Raw genomic sequence first — 14,571 nt, 5'->3', positions numbered from 1 at the left:
CCGCCGGCACACCAGCCTGGGCGACCTCAGCCCGGCCGACTACGAAGCACTTCACACCGCCGCCGAGATCGCGGCATGATCAACACACAAGAACCGTCCGGGAAACCGGGTCAGGCTCCCGACGGATCTGGAGCAGGACGAGAGATGGGTCATAACTGACTGGACGCTCGGCCGGTTTGACGCGGCTTCAGATGGTGTGTGCAATATGTTGCATGCCGGTCCCTGCCTCGTCCGCCCCGAAAGGTCGTTCGCTGCTGCGCGACGACGTCTACGTCCAGCTGCGTGACGCGATCATCGACGGCACCCTGGCGCCCGGCGAGAGCCTGCGGGACGGCGAGCTCGCCGAGTGGCTCGGCGTGAGCCGCACGCCCGTGCGCGAAGCGCTGCTGCGGCTGGCCGAGAGCGGTCTGGTCGTCGCGCGGCCGGGTCGGTCCACCGCGGTCGCCGTGGTGGAGGAAGACGCGGTCCGCGGGGCGCGCGACGTGGTCGCGGCGATGCATGGCCTCGCCGCGCGCGAGGCGGTGCCCACGCTCGCACCGGACCAGCTCGAGGCCATGCGCCTTGCGAACGAGCGGTTCGCCGCCGCCATCGACGCGGGCGACGCCGAGGCGGCGATCGCCGCCGACGACGAGTTCCACGGAGTCCTCGTCGCCAACGCCCGCAACGCCGCGCTCGTCGCCGTGCTCGATCTGTACACGCCGGTCCTTCGGCGGGCCGAGCAGCTCCGGTTCCTGTCGGTCGATCGCTTCTCGTCGGCCGAGCGCCACGCGGACCTCATCGCCCTCTGCGCCGCGGGTGACGCCGGGGCCGCAGCCGAGCTGGCGTTCGACACGTGGCACAGCCTTCCGATCGGTGAGGCGGAGCGCCCGAGTCCCTGATCGCGCGGCCGGCTCTCGGGTCCAGAGCCCGCCGGCCGGCCGCGCCTGGGTTCAGCGGGACCCGCTCGCCTTCTCGGCTGCCGTCGCGATGACGTCGGCGACGATCCCGGGCTGCGTGACGTACAGCGCGTGGCTCGCCGGCACGTTCGTGATCTCGGCGCCGATCCGCTGCGCCATGTGCTGCAGCATCGCCTGGTCGAACGCGCGGTCCTCGGTGGCGATGGCGGCCCAGCTGGGCTTGTCGCGCCACGCGGCGCGGGTCACCGGCGTCGCGAAGACGGACATGTTGATCGGCACCTGGGAGTCGCGCAGGAAGGCGGCGTCGGCATCGCTGGCGTCGGCCGCGAAGCCGATCGTGAAGCTGTCGGGGTTCAGCGACCCGTACCCGTCCTCGGCGACATCGATGACGAAGTCGGGGGTCTCCGCGAAGCCCTCGTACTGCTGGGAGGTGGTCTCGCCGGCGTCGGGCGCGAGCGCGGAGACGTACACGAGCCCCGCGACCTTGTCATGCACGCCGGCTTCGGTGATGACCGTGCCGCCCCAGGAGTGCCCGACGAGGATCGTCGGGCCATCCTGCACGTCGAGGACGCGCGTGGTGGCGGCGACGTCGTCGGCGAGCGACGTCAGGGGGTTCTGCACGATCGAGACCCGGTAGCCCCGGGCCGTCAGGCTGTCGTAGACACCGCGCCATCCGGATCCGTCCGCGAAGGCTCCGTGCACCAGCACGACGTTGTTCACCCGGTTGTTCTCTCCCATGATCCTGTTCCTTCCTCGGGACCGCCCACCGCGGGCGGTTCATGCGAGAGACAACGCAATATATTGCATGCAATATTCCCGTCGCGAGGAGAACTTTCCACGGCACCCGCAGAAGATGACGACGGCGACTGCTCGTCAGGCCGGAAGGCCCCGCGCACGGCACCCCCGCGCGTGCGCGATCAGCCCGCGCCGACCGTCCTGCGGGCGCGGTCGACGAGTCGGCGGGTGAGGGTGCGCCGGTCCGGATGCCTCGACCCGGCGTCGATCACCACGATGTCGTCGGGCAGCGTGACGGCGAAGCGCGCGCGCACCGGCCCGTCGCCCAGCGCAGCCGAGGCCTCGTCCGACAGCCGCGCGAAGCGCAGGCGTCCGAGCGAGCGCATCCGCGTCCGCTGGGGGGCCCGGTCGCGCGTGCGAAGCCGCACCTCGACGGCGGCCGACGCCGGGTGCGGTGCCGTCACGATCGCCGTGACGACGTAGCGTCCCCGCAGGCGGCGCACGCGCACCCGGTGCAGCAGCGCATCGGTCTCGGGTTCGCGCTCGTGCCGTGCGCGCGACCGGCGCTGGACGGCTGCCCAGCGGGCCACCACGGACTCGTCGTCCCGCACCAGTGCCGTACGGTGCGCCCCGCGCCGCATGGCGGCGATCCGGTCATCGTCGAGCACGCAGGCCTCCGCGAGCGCGCGGGCGGCCGCATTCATGTCGCCGTCGGGCACGCGCCACCCATTGCGGCCCGTCTCGATCACCTCGGGGCCGTACCGGATGTCGTACGCGATCGGGAGGCATCCGGTCCCCATCGCCTCGAGCAGGGCCAGCGATCCCCCCTCGGATCTGCTCGTGAGCAGCGTCCACGGGGCGTCGGCGAACCGCTCGGGGCCATCGGCCGCGTAGCCCAGGAAGCGCACCGCGTGGCCGAGGCCGAGCCGAGCGGCCTCCCGCTCCAGTCGTGACCGCTGGCGTCCGTCTCCCACGATGTCGAGGGTCACCGGCAGTCCCATGTCGCGTACCGCGGCGACGATGCGCAGGGCGTGGTCGATCCGCTTGAGGGCGCTCAGCCGCGACACGATGACACCGTGCAGGCGGTCGGGCGGCAGTCGCCGGATCGTCGGCGGCACGGTCAGCGGATTGGGGACGACCTCGAGATTGCCGCTGTCGCCGAGCAGATTGATGACGTCGGTGCGCTGTCGCTCGGTCTGCAGCACCACGGCGTCCCAGCGGTGCAGGTTCTCGAACACGCCTCGCCGCGTCTCGTCGAGCCGCGACGGATCCTGCCCGGCGAGGTGCGAGCCGTGCACGACATAGATGAGCGTCACTCCCGGCCGCCGGTACCGCTGCATCAGCCGTGCGACCGCCTTGCTGTCGACGATGGCGACGGCGGGCTCGCCGCCGGTCAGTCCGTCCAGCCATTCGAAGTAGAGAGCGGATGCCGCGTCCCACTGCCCCGTGGTGGCGCCGGTCTCATCGAACGCGGTCAGGAGTCGCTCCGAAGACGACCCGGCGCCGCGATCATCGAGCAGGGCGAGCGAGCCATCGCTCCGGCGGTGCTCCACGCGCAGCACGTCGTCGCCGCGCCGCCAGCGGCGGACGTTTCCGTCCGGGCCCGACTCCTCCTCGTCGTGAGGCCGCCGTGCCGCCCTCGGCTCCACCGGCACCCCGATCGCGGGCCGGCCGACGCTGCGAAGGTCCTCGAAGACGTTGCGAAGCTGCATCTCGGGCAGCAGTTCGCCGGCCTCCTGCAGCCTCTGCCGCGTGCGGGAGGCATCAGGCGCCGGGTCGAACGTGACGATGTCGACGGATGCCCCGGCGATCGATGCCAGGGCACGGGAGCGATGCAGCATCGCCGCCGTCATGCCGCCGAACTCCTCCGGGATCCCCCAGGTCACGGCGAGCTGCCGGCCCGCGGGGAGGGTCGGGCGCGCGGCGGAGCTCAGGACGGCGGAAGGAAGCATCGCGGCCACGCTAGGCCCGATCGCCCCGCGCGCTCAGCGGGGTTGACGGGACGCGACCAGCGCAGTAGCCGCGGTGCGCCCTCGCCGATTTGAGAACGATTATCAATAGCGTTACGGTAGTCACATGCATTCGACGCGACGCCTTCTTCCCGTGCTCGGCCTTGCCGGGGCATCCGTCCTCGTCCTCGCGGGATGCGCGGGCGGAACCGCCGCCGGGGGCGAGCAGGACGACACGCTCTCGGTCGTCGCGTCGACCAACGTCTACGGCCAGATCGCCGAGGAGATCGGCGGCGACCTCGTCGAGGTGACGTCGATCGTCACCAAGTCGTCGCAGGACCCGCACTCGTTCGAGCCCAGCGCCCGCGACCAGCTCACCGTCGCCGAGGCCGACCTCGTGATCGAGAACGGCGGCGGCTACGACGCCTTCATCGACGCCCTCATCGAATCCAGCGGCAGCGACGCGCGCGTCGTCACCGCGGTGGAGCATTCGCACGAGTACCCCGAGAACGAGGGGCACGAAGCCGAGGCGGCCGAGGACCACGCCGACGACGAGCACGCCGACGACGACCACGAGCACATCGAAGGGTTCAACGAGCACGTCTGGTACGACCCGCACACCATCGCGCACGTCGCCGAGGTGATCGCGGCGCAGCTGGGCGAGCTCGACCCCGACAACGCCGACACCTTCGCGGCGAACGCCGAAGCCTTCGCCGCCGACATCGAGGCGCTCGAGGCGTCGCTGGCCGAGATCGAATCTGCGCACGGCGGTGCGAAGGTGTTCGCGACCGAGGCCGTTCCGGCCTACCTCGTCGCGGCGGCCGGACTCGAGGACGTCACCCCCGACGCCTTCAGCGAAGCGGTCGAAGAGGGGCAGGACGTGGCGCCCGCCACGCTCCTCGAGTCGATCGAACTGCTCGAGAACGTCGGCATCGTCCTCACGAACACCCAGACCGCCGGTGCCGAGACGGCGCAGATCGTCGGCGAGGCGGACGGCCGCGGCATCCCCACCGTCGCGTTTTCGGAAACCGTCCCCGAGGGGGAGACTTACATCTCGTGGATGCAGGCGAACATCGAGGCGCTCAAGGCGGCGCTGGAGGAGTGAGTCCCGCACCCGTCGCGCTCGAGATCCGGGATGCCTCGCTCCGGCGAGGCGACCGAGAGCTGTGGGCGGGCCTCGACCTGACCGTCCGCGCCGGCGAGCTGATCGCCGTGCTCGGCCCGAGCGGCTCGGGCAAGACCACTCTGCTGCGGGCCATCCTGGGGCTCGAGCCCCTCAGCGGCGGAACCATCTCGGTGCTGGGCGAGCCGGTGCGCTCGCGCGGCAACCGCCACGTGGGCTACCTGCCGCAGTCGCGTCCGCTGCCGCCCGACACGGCGCTGCGCGGACGGGACCTCGTGACGCTCGGCGTCTCGGGTCACCGCTTCGGCCTGCCCTTCCCCCGACGGGGCGACTCCGCACGCGTGAACGCGCTCATCGATGCCGTCGGCGCCGCCGACTTCGCCGACAGGCCCGTCGGACAGCTGTCGGGCGGCGAACAGCAACGTCTCCGCGCGGGTCAGGCGCTCGCCGACGATCCGGGACTGCTGCTGTGCGATGAGCCCCTCACGAGCCTCGACCTCGCCAACCAGCAGGCGGTCATCGGCCTGATCGACCGGCATCGCCGTGAGAAGAACGCCGCCGTGCTGCTCGTGACGCACGACATCAACCCCGTTCTCGGCAAGGTCGACCGCATCCTTTACCTCGCCAACGGCCGGTTCACGCTCGGCACCCCCGACGAGGTGCTCACGTCGGAAACGCTCACCGATCTGTACGGCGCACCCGTCTTCGTGCTGCGGGCGGGCGGGCGGCTCGTGGTCGTCGGAGCGCCGGATGCCGAAGCATCCCACCACCATCACCACCCCGACGAGGACCACGCATGAACTGGGACGACGTCTCGGACGCGATGTTCGGCGGCCTGCCCGTGTACGGCGACATCCTGGCGCTCGTGTCGAACTCGGTCTGGGCCGGCGCCGTGCTCGGGCTCGTCGGCGGGCTCATCGGGGTGCTGGTCATGCAGCGCGACATGGCCTTCGCGGTGCACGGCATCAGCGAGCTCTCGTTCGCCGGCGCCGCGGCGGCGCTGCTCCTCGGCTGGGACGTCGTGACCGGCTCGATCGTCGGCTCGATCGCCGCGGCGGCGATCATCGGGTGGCTCGGTGCCCGCGCGCGCGACCGCAACTCGATCATCGGCGTGCTCATGCCGTTCGGCCTGGGCCTGGGCATCCTGTTCCTCTCGCTCTACGACGGCCGCAGCTCGAACCGCTTCAGCCTGCTGACCGGGCAGATCGTGTCGGTGCAGTCCGATCAGCTCGGCTGGCTCATCGTGATCAGCGCGTTCGCCCTGCTGGGGCTGCTCGCGATCTGGCGGCCGCTGCGCTTCGACTCGCTCGACCCGCAGTCGGCTGCGGCCCGCGGCGTGCCTACAACGGCCGTATCGCTCACGTTCATGCTGCTGCTCGGACTCGTGGTCGCGGTCGCCGTGCACATCATCGGCGCGCTGCTCGTGATGGCGCTGCTCGTCACGCCCGCAGCCGCCGCCATGCGCGTGGCCACCGGTCCGCTGTCGGTGCCGGTGCTCGCGGCGCTGTTCGGCGTGATCTCGGCGGTCGGGGGCATCCTGCTCGCGATCGCCGGCACCCTCCCCGTCAGCCCGTACATCACGACCATCTCGTTCGTGATCTACCTCGTCTGCCGGGGCGTCGGCGCGCGTCGGGGCCGCGTCACGCGCCAGCCCGCGCACGCATGACCCGCGCCAACGCGGCGCCCGGGAGACGTCCAGACCCCGCCGGTAAACTCCCGGGCATGGTCCAGCGCAACACCTGGCAGCGCGATCGCGTGCGCGAGGCGCTCGCCGACGCCCGGGGATTCGTGAGCGCCCAGTCGCTCCACGCGACCCTGCGCGACGAGAACACCGGCATCGGGCTGGCGACGGTGTATCGCGCGCTCGCCGGCCTCGCCGCGCAGGGCGACGCCGACTCGCTGCAGAGCCCCGAGGGCGAGGCGCTCTACCGCGCCTGCACGAGCACCGGCCACCACCACCACCTCATCTGCCGCCGCTGCGGACTGACCGTCGAGATCGAGGCGACGGACGTCGAGCAGTGGGCCAAGCGCACGGCCGAGAGCCACGGGTTCCGCGACGCCGAGCACATCGTCGACATCTTCGGGCTCTGCGCCGACTGCGCCCGTGCCCAGGACGAGCGTGACGCGGACTGACACCCGCCCCGCCGCGACGCCGTCGCGCACGGCCCGCACGCTCGTCGCGCTCTCGATCGGCGCGGCGGTGGTCCTGGCGCTCTTCGCCATCGACGCTCTCGCGCCGACGCTCTTCCCGGCGTCGCTGCCGACCCGCGCTCAGGACGGCCTGACCCTCGCGATCAGTGTGCTCATCGAGTCGCTGCCGTTCGTGATCCTCGGCGTGGTGCTCTCGATCGTCGTGCAGGTCTGGGTGCCGCCGGGTGTCATCGAGCGATGGATGCCCCGGCGCGCGTGGGCCCGCCGCGCCGTGCTGTCTCTGCTGGGCATGCTCGTGCCGGTCTGCGAATGCGGCAACGTGCCCTTCGCGCGCGGTCTGCTCATGCGAGGGTTCTCGGTCCCCGAGACGATGACGTTCCTCATCGCGGCACCCATCGTGAACCCCATCGTGATCATCACGACACACCAGGCATTCGGGTTCAGTGACGGCATCCTGATCGCCCGGCTGGTCGGCGGCTACCTCATCGCCAATCTGGTCGGGTGGCTCTACAGCAGGCATCCGTCCCCCGACGCATTGCTGACCGACCGCTTCCGCGACACGTGCGAACTCGTCGTCCACGAACCGGGCGGGAAGGGCCGCCGCACGCTCGCGCAGTTCGTGATCGAGTTGCGGGCCGTCATGCCGGCCCTCGTGATCGGCTCCGCGCTCGCCGGTGCCGTGCAGGTGCTGATCCCGCGCGAGGCGCTCGTTGCGATCGGCTCCAACCCCGCGCTGTCGATCGTGGCGATGATGGCGCTCGCGATGATCGTCGCCATCTGCTCCAACGTCGACGCGTTCTTCGCACTGTCGTTCGCATCCACCTTCACGCCCGGCGCCATCGTGGCGTTCCTGCTCGTCGGCCCCATCGTCGACGTGAAGATGCTCGCCCTGATGCGCACGACCTTCACGACCCGCACGCTCGCGGGCATCGTCGTCGTGGTGCTGCTGTCGGCCTTCGCCATCGGGACGGCGGTGAACCTCCTTGCGTGACCTGGGGTACGTCGGCGTGCGGTGGCTCGGGGTCGGGCTGGCGGCGGTGCTCGCCGTCGTCACGATCAGCCTCGCCGTCACCGGGCGCCTCGCCCTGTACATCAACCCCGACTCGACCTGGTTCGCGGTGTCGATGGCGATCGTGGCCCTCGTGGGCGCCGTCGCGTCGTTCGCGCTCCCGCTCGGCGCCGAAGCCGACCACGGGCACGACCACGGCAGCGCTCCGGCGCCTGCGCCTGCGCACCCGCACGAGGTTCGCAGAATCGCGCGCGAATCGCACGAGGAGCCCGAAATTCTGCGAACTTCGCGCGATTCTGCGAATCTCGCGCGCGGTGCGGGGCGGGGTCCGAACCCCGGCGAGCACGAGGCGGGCGCGCACGAGCACGCCGAGCACGTGCCGCACGAGCACGACCGCCATCCACTGGGGGTCGCCGCGAGCGTCGTGGGCGGGGCCGCGGCATCCGGTGTCGTGCTGCTCACGCTGGTACTCCCGCCCGCGTCGCTCTCGGCCGAACTCGCGATGTCGCGCGATGTGGGCGCGGCGCCGCTGTTCGCGGGAGCCGACGTCGTCACCCTCGCCGCCACGGGGGACACCTCCTCGTTCGGGGTCGGCGAGTGGGCCACCGTCTTCGCGACCGCGACCGACCCCGACCAGTTCGACGGCGAACCGATCGAGCTGACGGGCTTCGTCACGCCGGGCGAAGGCGGCGACTTCGACCTGACCCGTCTCGTCATCACTCACTGCGTCATCGACGCGCAGCCCGCGAGCATCCCGGTGACCGGCGAGTCCGCGCCCGAGACCGGTCAGTGGGTCACCGTCACGGGAACCGTGACGTCGACCACCGACGGCCGGCTGCAGATCGAGGCCGAGAGCGTCGAGCGCATCGACGAGCCCGAGGACCCGTATGAGTACTGAGCCGGCGAGTCGCCGTGCCCGCGGGCGCCGTCGGCGCGGCCGCGCGTTCGCGGGCGCCTTCGCGATCGTCATCGGCGTGCTGGTCGTCCTCGGCCTCGCCGGTGCCGCCGCGAGCGTCGCGCTGGGACCGCGGGTGACCGACGTGCAGGTCGACCCCGCGGCGGCGGTCGAGGCATCCGGCTCCCGCCTCATCGTGACCACGACGCAATCGCTCGCCGAGATCGACGACGCGCAGGTCACCGTCACGCCCGCCACACCGTTCGTCGTCGACACGTCCGGCCGCAGCGTCGGGGTGCGCTTCACGCTCCCGCTGTGGGACGACACCGAGTACACGGTCGAGATCGCCGATGTCGAGGGCGCCGGCGGGGGGCCGACGTCGACGATCGTCGAGACGTTCCGCACGCCGGCTGCGCAGGTCGAGCTGCTGCAGCGCGGTGGCGCCGACGGCGACACGATCTTCCGCACCGACCTGTCGGGCCAGAACGCCGTCGCCGTCTTCACGCATCCGCACATCGAGGACTTCCGGGCGACGTCCACCCACCTCGTGATCTCGGTGCGCACCGAAGACGACCGGGCCGGCCTCATCATGACCGACCTCGACGGGGCGAACCCCCGCGAGCTCCCGCTTCCCGGCGAAGGGTTCGTCTCGAACCTGCAGAGCGCCGAGCGCGGCGATCTCATCGGCTACACCTTCACCGACGCCGACATCGGTGCGGACGGCGGCCGCGAGAGCGTGCTGTTCCTCGCCTCCCTGCAGACTCCCGACGCCGAGCCGCAGCAGGTCGACGTCGAAGGCGCCGACCCGCGGGTCGTGGAGTGGCGGTTCGTGCCCGACACCGACAGCATCCTGCTGCTCTCGTTCGACGGGTCGCTGCTGCTGACGGGGTCGGGAGGTGAGGGCGCGACCGCGCTGGGCACCGCCCTCGCGATCGAGGGCATCGCGCGCGGCTCGTCGGTGGCGGTCATCGACCGGCTCGAGCAGGTCGCGACGCTGGACTTGACGGATGCCACGGAGCAGCCTCTCGTCGCGCCGGCGACCGACATCGGCCCGCCCACCACGGTCACCCCCCTTCCCGACGGGTCGACCATCCGTACCGCTGCCGTGCTCGATGACGCGGGTCTTCCGACCGGCCGCACGTCGATCGCCCTCGTTGTTCCGGACGGCGCCACGAGTCTTCTCGACGAGGTGCCGGAGACGGATGCCGTGCTGCAGGTCTGCGTATCGCCGAGCGCCCGTTACGTCGCCGTGCTCGTCGCGCCGGATGCCGTCTCGAACGCGTACGACACGTACCAGATCCCGCTGCCCGAGCGCGCCGAGACCCGCATCGTCGAGATCGAGAGCGCGACGGAGGTCGTCGCGCTCGTCGGCTCGTCGATCTCGTGGTGTCAGGTGCCGCCGGCCTGATCCGCCCCGCCGGCTCCGCCCGCTCCGCCGGCTCCGCCCGCTCGAACGCTCGATGCGGACGCCGGCTCCGGAATCGGGATCGTCGCGGGCAGGCCCCGGGCGAACACGATCGCGAACAGCGTCAGGGCGAAGACGAGGAACAGCGACTGCCGCAGCGATTCCACCTGGGCATCGGCGTAGGTCTGGGCCACCTCGGTCGCGACCTCGGGGCTGCCGCCCGCGTCGAGCACCGCCTGCTCGGCCTGATCCTGCGAGATGATCGGCGCCCCGCCCGCCGTGGCCTCCGCGACCTGCTGCTTCACGTCGTCGGCGAGCGTGGTGCTGCCCTCGACCGCCGTGCTGAAGCCGCCCGTCAGCAGCAGGATGAACACCGAGCCGACCACGGCGGTGCCGAACGAAGAGCCGAGGTTCTGGAACGTGCCCTGCAGGCCGCCGACCTCGGAGGTGTCGTCTTTCGAGACCGCGGTCATGTTGACGTTCCCGAGCTGGGAGGCCAGCAGTCCGAAGCCGGCTCCGACCACGAACATCCCCGCGGCGAAGAGCACGTCGGTCAGTTCCGGCTGCACCGACACGAAGACGAGCAGCAGGCCGAGGCCGAGGGTGAACTGGCCGATGCGGGCGATGTTGCGGGCCGACCGCACCGTCGACATCCGCGAGCCGACGACCGAGAAGAGGATGAGGCCGACCGACAGCGGCAGGATCTTCAGACCCGTCTGCAGCGCGTCGTACCCGAGGATCGTCTGCAGGTAGACCGGCACCACGAAGAAGAGCGCGGCGATCGCGAAGTACTGCGCGAGGAACATCGTCAGTCCGCTGCGCAGCGCCGGGATGCGCAGCATGCTCACCTTCAGCAGCGGGACGCGGCCGGCGCTCTCCAGGTGCTGCTGACGCCGGACGAACCACCACAGCACGAGGATCGCCACGACGATGAGGTACGCGACCGGCGAGATGCCGAAGGGCGCGATGGTGACTCCGGCGACCTCGGGCGGGTCGAGCGGCACGAGCCACCCCCACGCCTTGCTCTGCAGGACCGCGTAGACGAGCAGCGCCATGCCGGACGCGGACAGGATGACGCTCAGCAGGTCGATGCGCAGCGAACGGTCGCCGGGAGTGTCCTTGATGCGTCCCGACACGATCAGGACGAGCACCATGATCACGGTCTCCGCCACGAAGACGTATCGCCACGAGGCATACGTCGTCATGAGTCCGCCGATGAGGGGACCGGCGGCCGCGGCGAACCCCGTGATCGCACCGAGCGCCGAGAACGCGATGACGCGGTCTCGGCCGGAGTAGTTGATCGCCGCGAGGGCGGCGATGGCGGGGATCACGAGGATCGCGCCAAGACCCTCGACGAGCGACCACCCGAGCATGAGCACGGTGAGGTTGGGGGCGAGGGCCGTGGTGAGCGAGCCCAGGCCGTAGACCACCGACCCGATGCGGAACGCGGTGCTGCGTCCCCACTTGTCGCCGAGCTTGCCGCCCGTCAGCATGAAGGCCGCCATCGTCAGGGCGTAGAACGTGATGGCCGCCTGCATGCCCCCGATATCGGTGTTCAGGTCGGTGGCGACCGTCGAGATGGACACGTTCATGACCGTGCTGTCGAGCACCATGACGAACTGCGAGACGCCGAGGATCACCAGCACGAACCATCGCTTCATGAGCGGATGCTAGCGATCGCCGCGGTCGCAGCGGATCGCCCCGCCGAGGTGAGATGCCTTCTGCGTAGAATCCCCGCATGTCCGATCCCGTTGCGCTGCGGCCTGCGCGCCGTGAGGATCTGCTCGGTCTTCCCGCCGAGGTCGCGCCGCGGCTGCTGGGCGGCACTCTCACCACGATCGTCCACGACGACACGGTCGTCGTGCGGCTCACGGAGGTCGAGGCCTACCACGGCCGGGGCACCGGACCCACACCCGACCTCGGCTCGCACGCCCGGATGGGACGCACGGCGCGCAACGCGACCATGTGGGGAGAGCCCGGCCACCTGTACGTGTACCTGAGCCACGGCATCCACTCGTGCGTGAACGTCGTGTGCGGTCCGGGCGGGGTCGCCGGCGGAATCCTCCTTCGCGCAGCCGAGGTGATGGAGGGGACGGATGCCGCGGCCCGCCGCCGGCCCGCAGCGCGAACCGCGCGCGACCTGGCGCGGGGACCCGGTCGGCTCGGAGACGCGGTGGGGCTGCGGCATCCGATCCACGACGGCATCGACGCGATCACCGGCGAGCCGCGCCACGGAGCGGTCGCGCGCCTGTCGCTGCGCGTCGAGCCGCTCACGGGCATCGCGACGGGCCCGCGGGTCGGAGTGGCGGGCGAAGCCGGCACCGCGCTCTTCCCGTGGCGGTTCTGGATCGCCGGCGATCCGTCGGTGTCGGCGTTCCGGTGGGGCCGGGGTGCGGCAGAGGCGGCGGGCGTGGCATCCGGTGAAGCCCGCCGCGGCAAGGGCGACACGCCGCCCGTGCTAGACTGACTCTTTGTCTGCGCGCACTCCAGCACGCAGTTCGCGTTTCGTCTCACTTCGTTCGCTCAACGACCGGAACATCCGGGCGGGGATCGCGTGTGTCACGAGATGCAGACAAGGGATCTTGGGTGGGGCCGTCCGGCTCCACGGTACTAAGGAGACATCACTATGGCAGCAGTGTGCCAGGTGACTGGAGCAGTTCCTGGCTTCGGTCACAACATCTCGCACTCGCACCGCCGGACGAAGCGCCGCTTCGACCCGAACGTGCAGAAGAAGACCTACTTCGTTCCGTCGCTGGGTCGCAACATCAAGCTCAACGTCTCGGCCAAGGGCATCAAGGTCATCGACGCCCGCGGCATCGAGGCGGTCGTGCGTGACCTCCAGGCGAAGGGTGTGAAGCTCTGATGGCCAAGAAGGCACAGGACGTCCGTCCGATCATCAAGCTGCGTTCGACCGCCGGCACGGGGTACACCTACGTGACGCGCAAGAACCGCCGCAACAACCCCGACCGCATCGTGCTCAAGAAGTACGACCCGGTCATCCGCAAGCACGTCGAATTCCGAGAGGAGCGCTGATCCATGGCCAAGAAGAGCAAGATCGCGCGCAACCAGCAGCGCCAGGAGGTCGTCGACCGCTACGCCGCCAAGCGCGCCGAGCTGAAGAAGGCTCTCGTCGACCCCACCTCGACCGACGAGCAGCGCGAAGCCGCTCGCGTGGGCCTGCAGAAGCTGCCCCGCAACGCGTCGCCGGTTCGTCTGCGTTCGCGCGACGTCATCGACGGCCGCCCCCGGGGCGTGCTGACGAAGTTCGGCATCTCGCGTGTCCGCTTCCGCGACATGGCGCACCGTGGCGAGCTGCCCGGCGTGACCAAGTCGAGCTGGTAAGCACCACAGCATCAGTCGGAAGGCCCGGCGTTCCTCGGAACGCCGGGCCTTCCGTCTTGCGCGGGGCGCGCCGTCAGTCAGGACAGGTCGTGCCCGTGGCTGCCCGCGACCGCTCGCAGCACGTCGTCCGTGGACTCTCCCCTCACGTGCGGGTACTGGACGGTGAGCACGCGGGCGAGCTCGTCCAGCACGTGCGCCAGGAACACCCCCGCGGCGTGAAGGTCGGGGTCGTCGGACTGTGTCGCGGTGTCGCGCAACTCCATCGCGTACCCGGTTGCTCGCGAGGCCGACAGGCGCTCGTCCTTCTCGGTGAAGTAGAAGATCTCCGTGTTCTGCACGAGGTCCGCCGTCACTTCCGCGAACGCACGGGCCACCGAGGCGACGACGGATGCCGCATACGCCGGCGACACCGTGGGCGACAGTGCGCTCAGACCCGACGAGTGCAGGCTGGTCAGTTCGATGGCCAGCGCCCGCCGGCGCGCGAGCGCGGGGTAGAGCTGAAGGAACCACGACACGGCCGCCGAGAGCAGCGCGAAGCCGGTGAGCGCCTCCAGCGGTGACAGCAGCCGGATGACCGGATCCGTGGGGACCGCGTCTCCCAGTCCGAGGGTCGTGAGCGCGACGAGCGAGTACGTCAGCGCTTCGAAGAACGGGCTGTAGTCGTCGGGATCGATGCCGCTGTAGGCGAAGCCGTCCGGCACGTGGGGCAGGTAGATGAGTGCCCAGCCCAACGCGATGAGCACGATCCAGACGGCGATCGTCGCGAGGATCGTGAGCGGCCCCCCGATCGTGAGCGGGCGGCGCCTGCGGGAGAGGAACCACATCGCCCGGAAGACCAGGGTCGTCAGCCTGCCGGTCGACGCCGGCCGCAAGAGGGTGTGGAAGACGTCGTTCAGCGCGACGGCGATGAGGACGATGCCGGCGATGATGCTGACCGCGGTCATGCGCCAACAGTATGCCTCCCCGGGAGGCCGCGGGGCGCCGCCCGCGGTGCGGGGGGACGCGCATCCGTGTGTCAATCCCGGTCGTGCCGAACGGGCGCCCCTCTACACTCGGCGTGACGCGA

Annotated in this window: 16 protein-coding genes; 12 read left to right on the top strand and 4 right to left on the bottom strand. The window is 70.8% G+C overall.

The features are described from left to right. Positions 1-212: 212 nt before the first annotated feature. Complete coding sequence (locus HF323_RS15220) at positions 213-878, top strand: GntR family transcriptional regulator (protein ID WP_169583752.1); 666 nt, start codon at positions 213-215, stop codon at positions 876-878. Positions 879-929: 51 nt separating this feature from the next. Here HF323_RS15220 and HF323_RS15215 read toward each other — a convergent pair whose 3' ends face one another. Together HF323_RS15215 and HF323_RS15210 are read right to left on the bottom strand one after the other, a co-directional pair. Then, positions 930-1,634, bottom strand: coding sequence for an alpha/beta hydrolase (locus tag HF323_RS15215; RefSeq protein ID WP_169583751.1), 705 nt, complete (start codon positions 1,632-1,634; stop codon positions 930-932). Positions 1,635-1,813: 179 nt separating this feature from the next. Continuing rightward, on the bottom strand, positions 1,814-3,583 hold the full coding sequence (locus HF323_RS15210) for a glycosyltransferase (RefSeq protein ID WP_169583750.1): 1,770 nt from the start codon (positions 3,581-3,583) through the stop codon (positions 1,814-1,816). 124 nt (positions 3,584-3,707) lie between these two features. Here HF323_RS15210 and HF323_RS15205 point away from each other — a divergent pair, with 124 nt between their 5' ends. Genes HF323_RS15205 through HF323_RS15175 form a run of 7 tightly spaced genes read left to right on the top strand, consistent with a single transcriptional unit; the run spans position 3,708 to position 10,166 of the window. Next, positions 3,708-4,685, top strand: coding sequence for a zinc ABC transporter substrate-binding protein (locus HF323_RS15205; protein WP_169583749.1), 978 nt, complete (start codon positions 3,708-3,710; stop codon positions 4,683-4,685). Further along, positions 4,682-5,503 carry a metal ABC transporter ATP-binding protein gene (locus HF323_RS15200; RefSeq protein ID WP_169583748.1) on the top strand — a complete coding sequence of 274 codons (822 nt, stop codon included), beginning with the start codon at positions 4,682-4,684 and terminating at the stop codon, positions 5,501-5,503. Before HF323_RS15205 ends, HF323_RS15200 begins: the two co-directional genes overlap by 4 nt. Continuing rightward, the gene (locus HF323_RS15195; protein ID WP_169583747.1) at positions 5,500-6,369 is read left to right on the top strand and encodes a metal ABC transporter permease; all 870 of its coding nucleotides are present in this window, start codon (positions 5,500-5,502) and stop codon (positions 6,367-6,369) included. Before HF323_RS15200 ends, HF323_RS15195 begins: the two co-directional genes overlap by 4 nt. 56 nt (positions 6,370-6,425) lie before the next feature. After that, a complete protein-coding gene (locus tag HF323_RS15190; protein WP_169583746.1) occupies positions 6,426-6,836 on the top strand; it encodes a transcriptional repressor in 411 nt (136 codons plus the stop codon). Then, a complete protein-coding gene (locus HF323_RS15185; protein WP_169583745.1) occupies positions 6,823-7,845 on the top strand; it encodes a permease in 1,023 nt (340 codons plus the stop codon). Before HF323_RS15190 ends, HF323_RS15185 begins: the two co-directional genes overlap by 14 nt. Next, entirely contained in the window at positions 7,838-8,761 is a 924-nt protein-coding gene (locus tag HF323_RS15180) for a TIGR03943 family protein (RefSeq protein ID WP_188241727.1), read from the top strand. Before HF323_RS15185 ends, HF323_RS15180 begins: the two co-directional genes overlap by 8 nt. Beyond that, the gene (locus HF323_RS15175) at positions 8,751-10,166 is read left to right on the top strand and encodes a hypothetical protein (RefSeq protein WP_169583744.1); all 1,416 of its coding nucleotides are present in this window, start codon (positions 8,751-8,753) and stop codon (positions 10,164-10,166) included. The genes HF323_RS15180 and HF323_RS15175 overlap by 11 nt, the downstream gene beginning before the upstream one ends. On the opposite strand, the gene HF323_RS15170 is transcribed toward HF323_RS15175, so the two are convergent. Continuing rightward, positions 10,148-11,824 carry an MFS transporter gene (locus HF323_RS15170; RefSeq protein WP_169583743.1) on the bottom strand — a complete coding sequence of 559 codons (1,677 nt, stop codon included), beginning with the start codon at positions 11,822-11,824 and terminating at the stop codon, positions 10,148-10,150. The genes HF323_RS15175 and HF323_RS15170 overlap by 19 nt on opposite strands. Positions 11,825-11,901: 77 nt before the next feature. Here HF323_RS15170 and HF323_RS15165 point away from each other — a divergent pair, with 77 nt between their 5' ends. The 4 genes from HF323_RS15165 (at position 11,902) to rpsN (ending at position 13,505) form a co-directional block, all read left to right on the top strand. Continuing rightward, complete coding sequence (locus HF323_RS15165; RefSeq protein ID WP_169583742.1) at positions 11,902-12,630, top strand: DNA-3-methyladenine glycosylase; 729 nt, start codon at positions 11,902-11,904, stop codon at positions 12,628-12,630. 159 nt (positions 12,631-12,789) lie between these two features. Next, positions 12,790-13,026, top strand: coding sequence for a 50S ribosomal protein L28 (gene rpmB, locus HF323_RS15160; protein ID WP_013584774.1), 237 nt, complete (start codon positions 12,790-12,792; stop codon positions 13,024-13,026). After that, positions 13,026-13,196, top strand: coding sequence for a 50S ribosomal protein L33 (gene rpmG / locus HF323_RS15155; protein ID WP_005051772.1), 171 nt, complete (start codon positions 13,026-13,028; stop codon positions 13,194-13,196). The genes rpmB and rpmG overlap by 1 nt, the downstream gene beginning before the upstream one ends. 3 nt (positions 13,197-13,199) lie before the next feature. Then, entirely contained in the window at positions 13,200-13,505 is a 306-nt protein-coding gene (gene rpsN, locus HF323_RS15150; protein WP_169583741.1) for a 30S ribosomal protein S14, read from the top strand. A 77-nt stretch (positions 13,506-13,582) separates the two neighbouring features. Here rpsN and HF323_RS15145 read toward each other — a convergent pair whose 3' ends face one another. Continuing rightward, the gene (locus HF323_RS15145) at positions 13,583-14,449 is read right to left on the bottom strand and encodes a potassium channel family protein (RefSeq protein WP_169583740.1); all 867 of its coding nucleotides are present in this window, start codon (positions 14,447-14,449) and stop codon (positions 13,583-13,585) included. Between the last annotated feature and the right edge of the window lie 122 nt (positions 14,450-14,571).

It is taken from the genome of Microbacterium sp. MF43 (assembly GCF_012847295.1).
In the GTDB taxonomy this organism is placed as follows: Bacteria; Actinomycetota; Actinomycetes; order Actinomycetales; family Microbacteriaceae; genus Microbacterium.
This window is presented reverse-complemented; position numbering and strand designations above follow the sequence as displayed.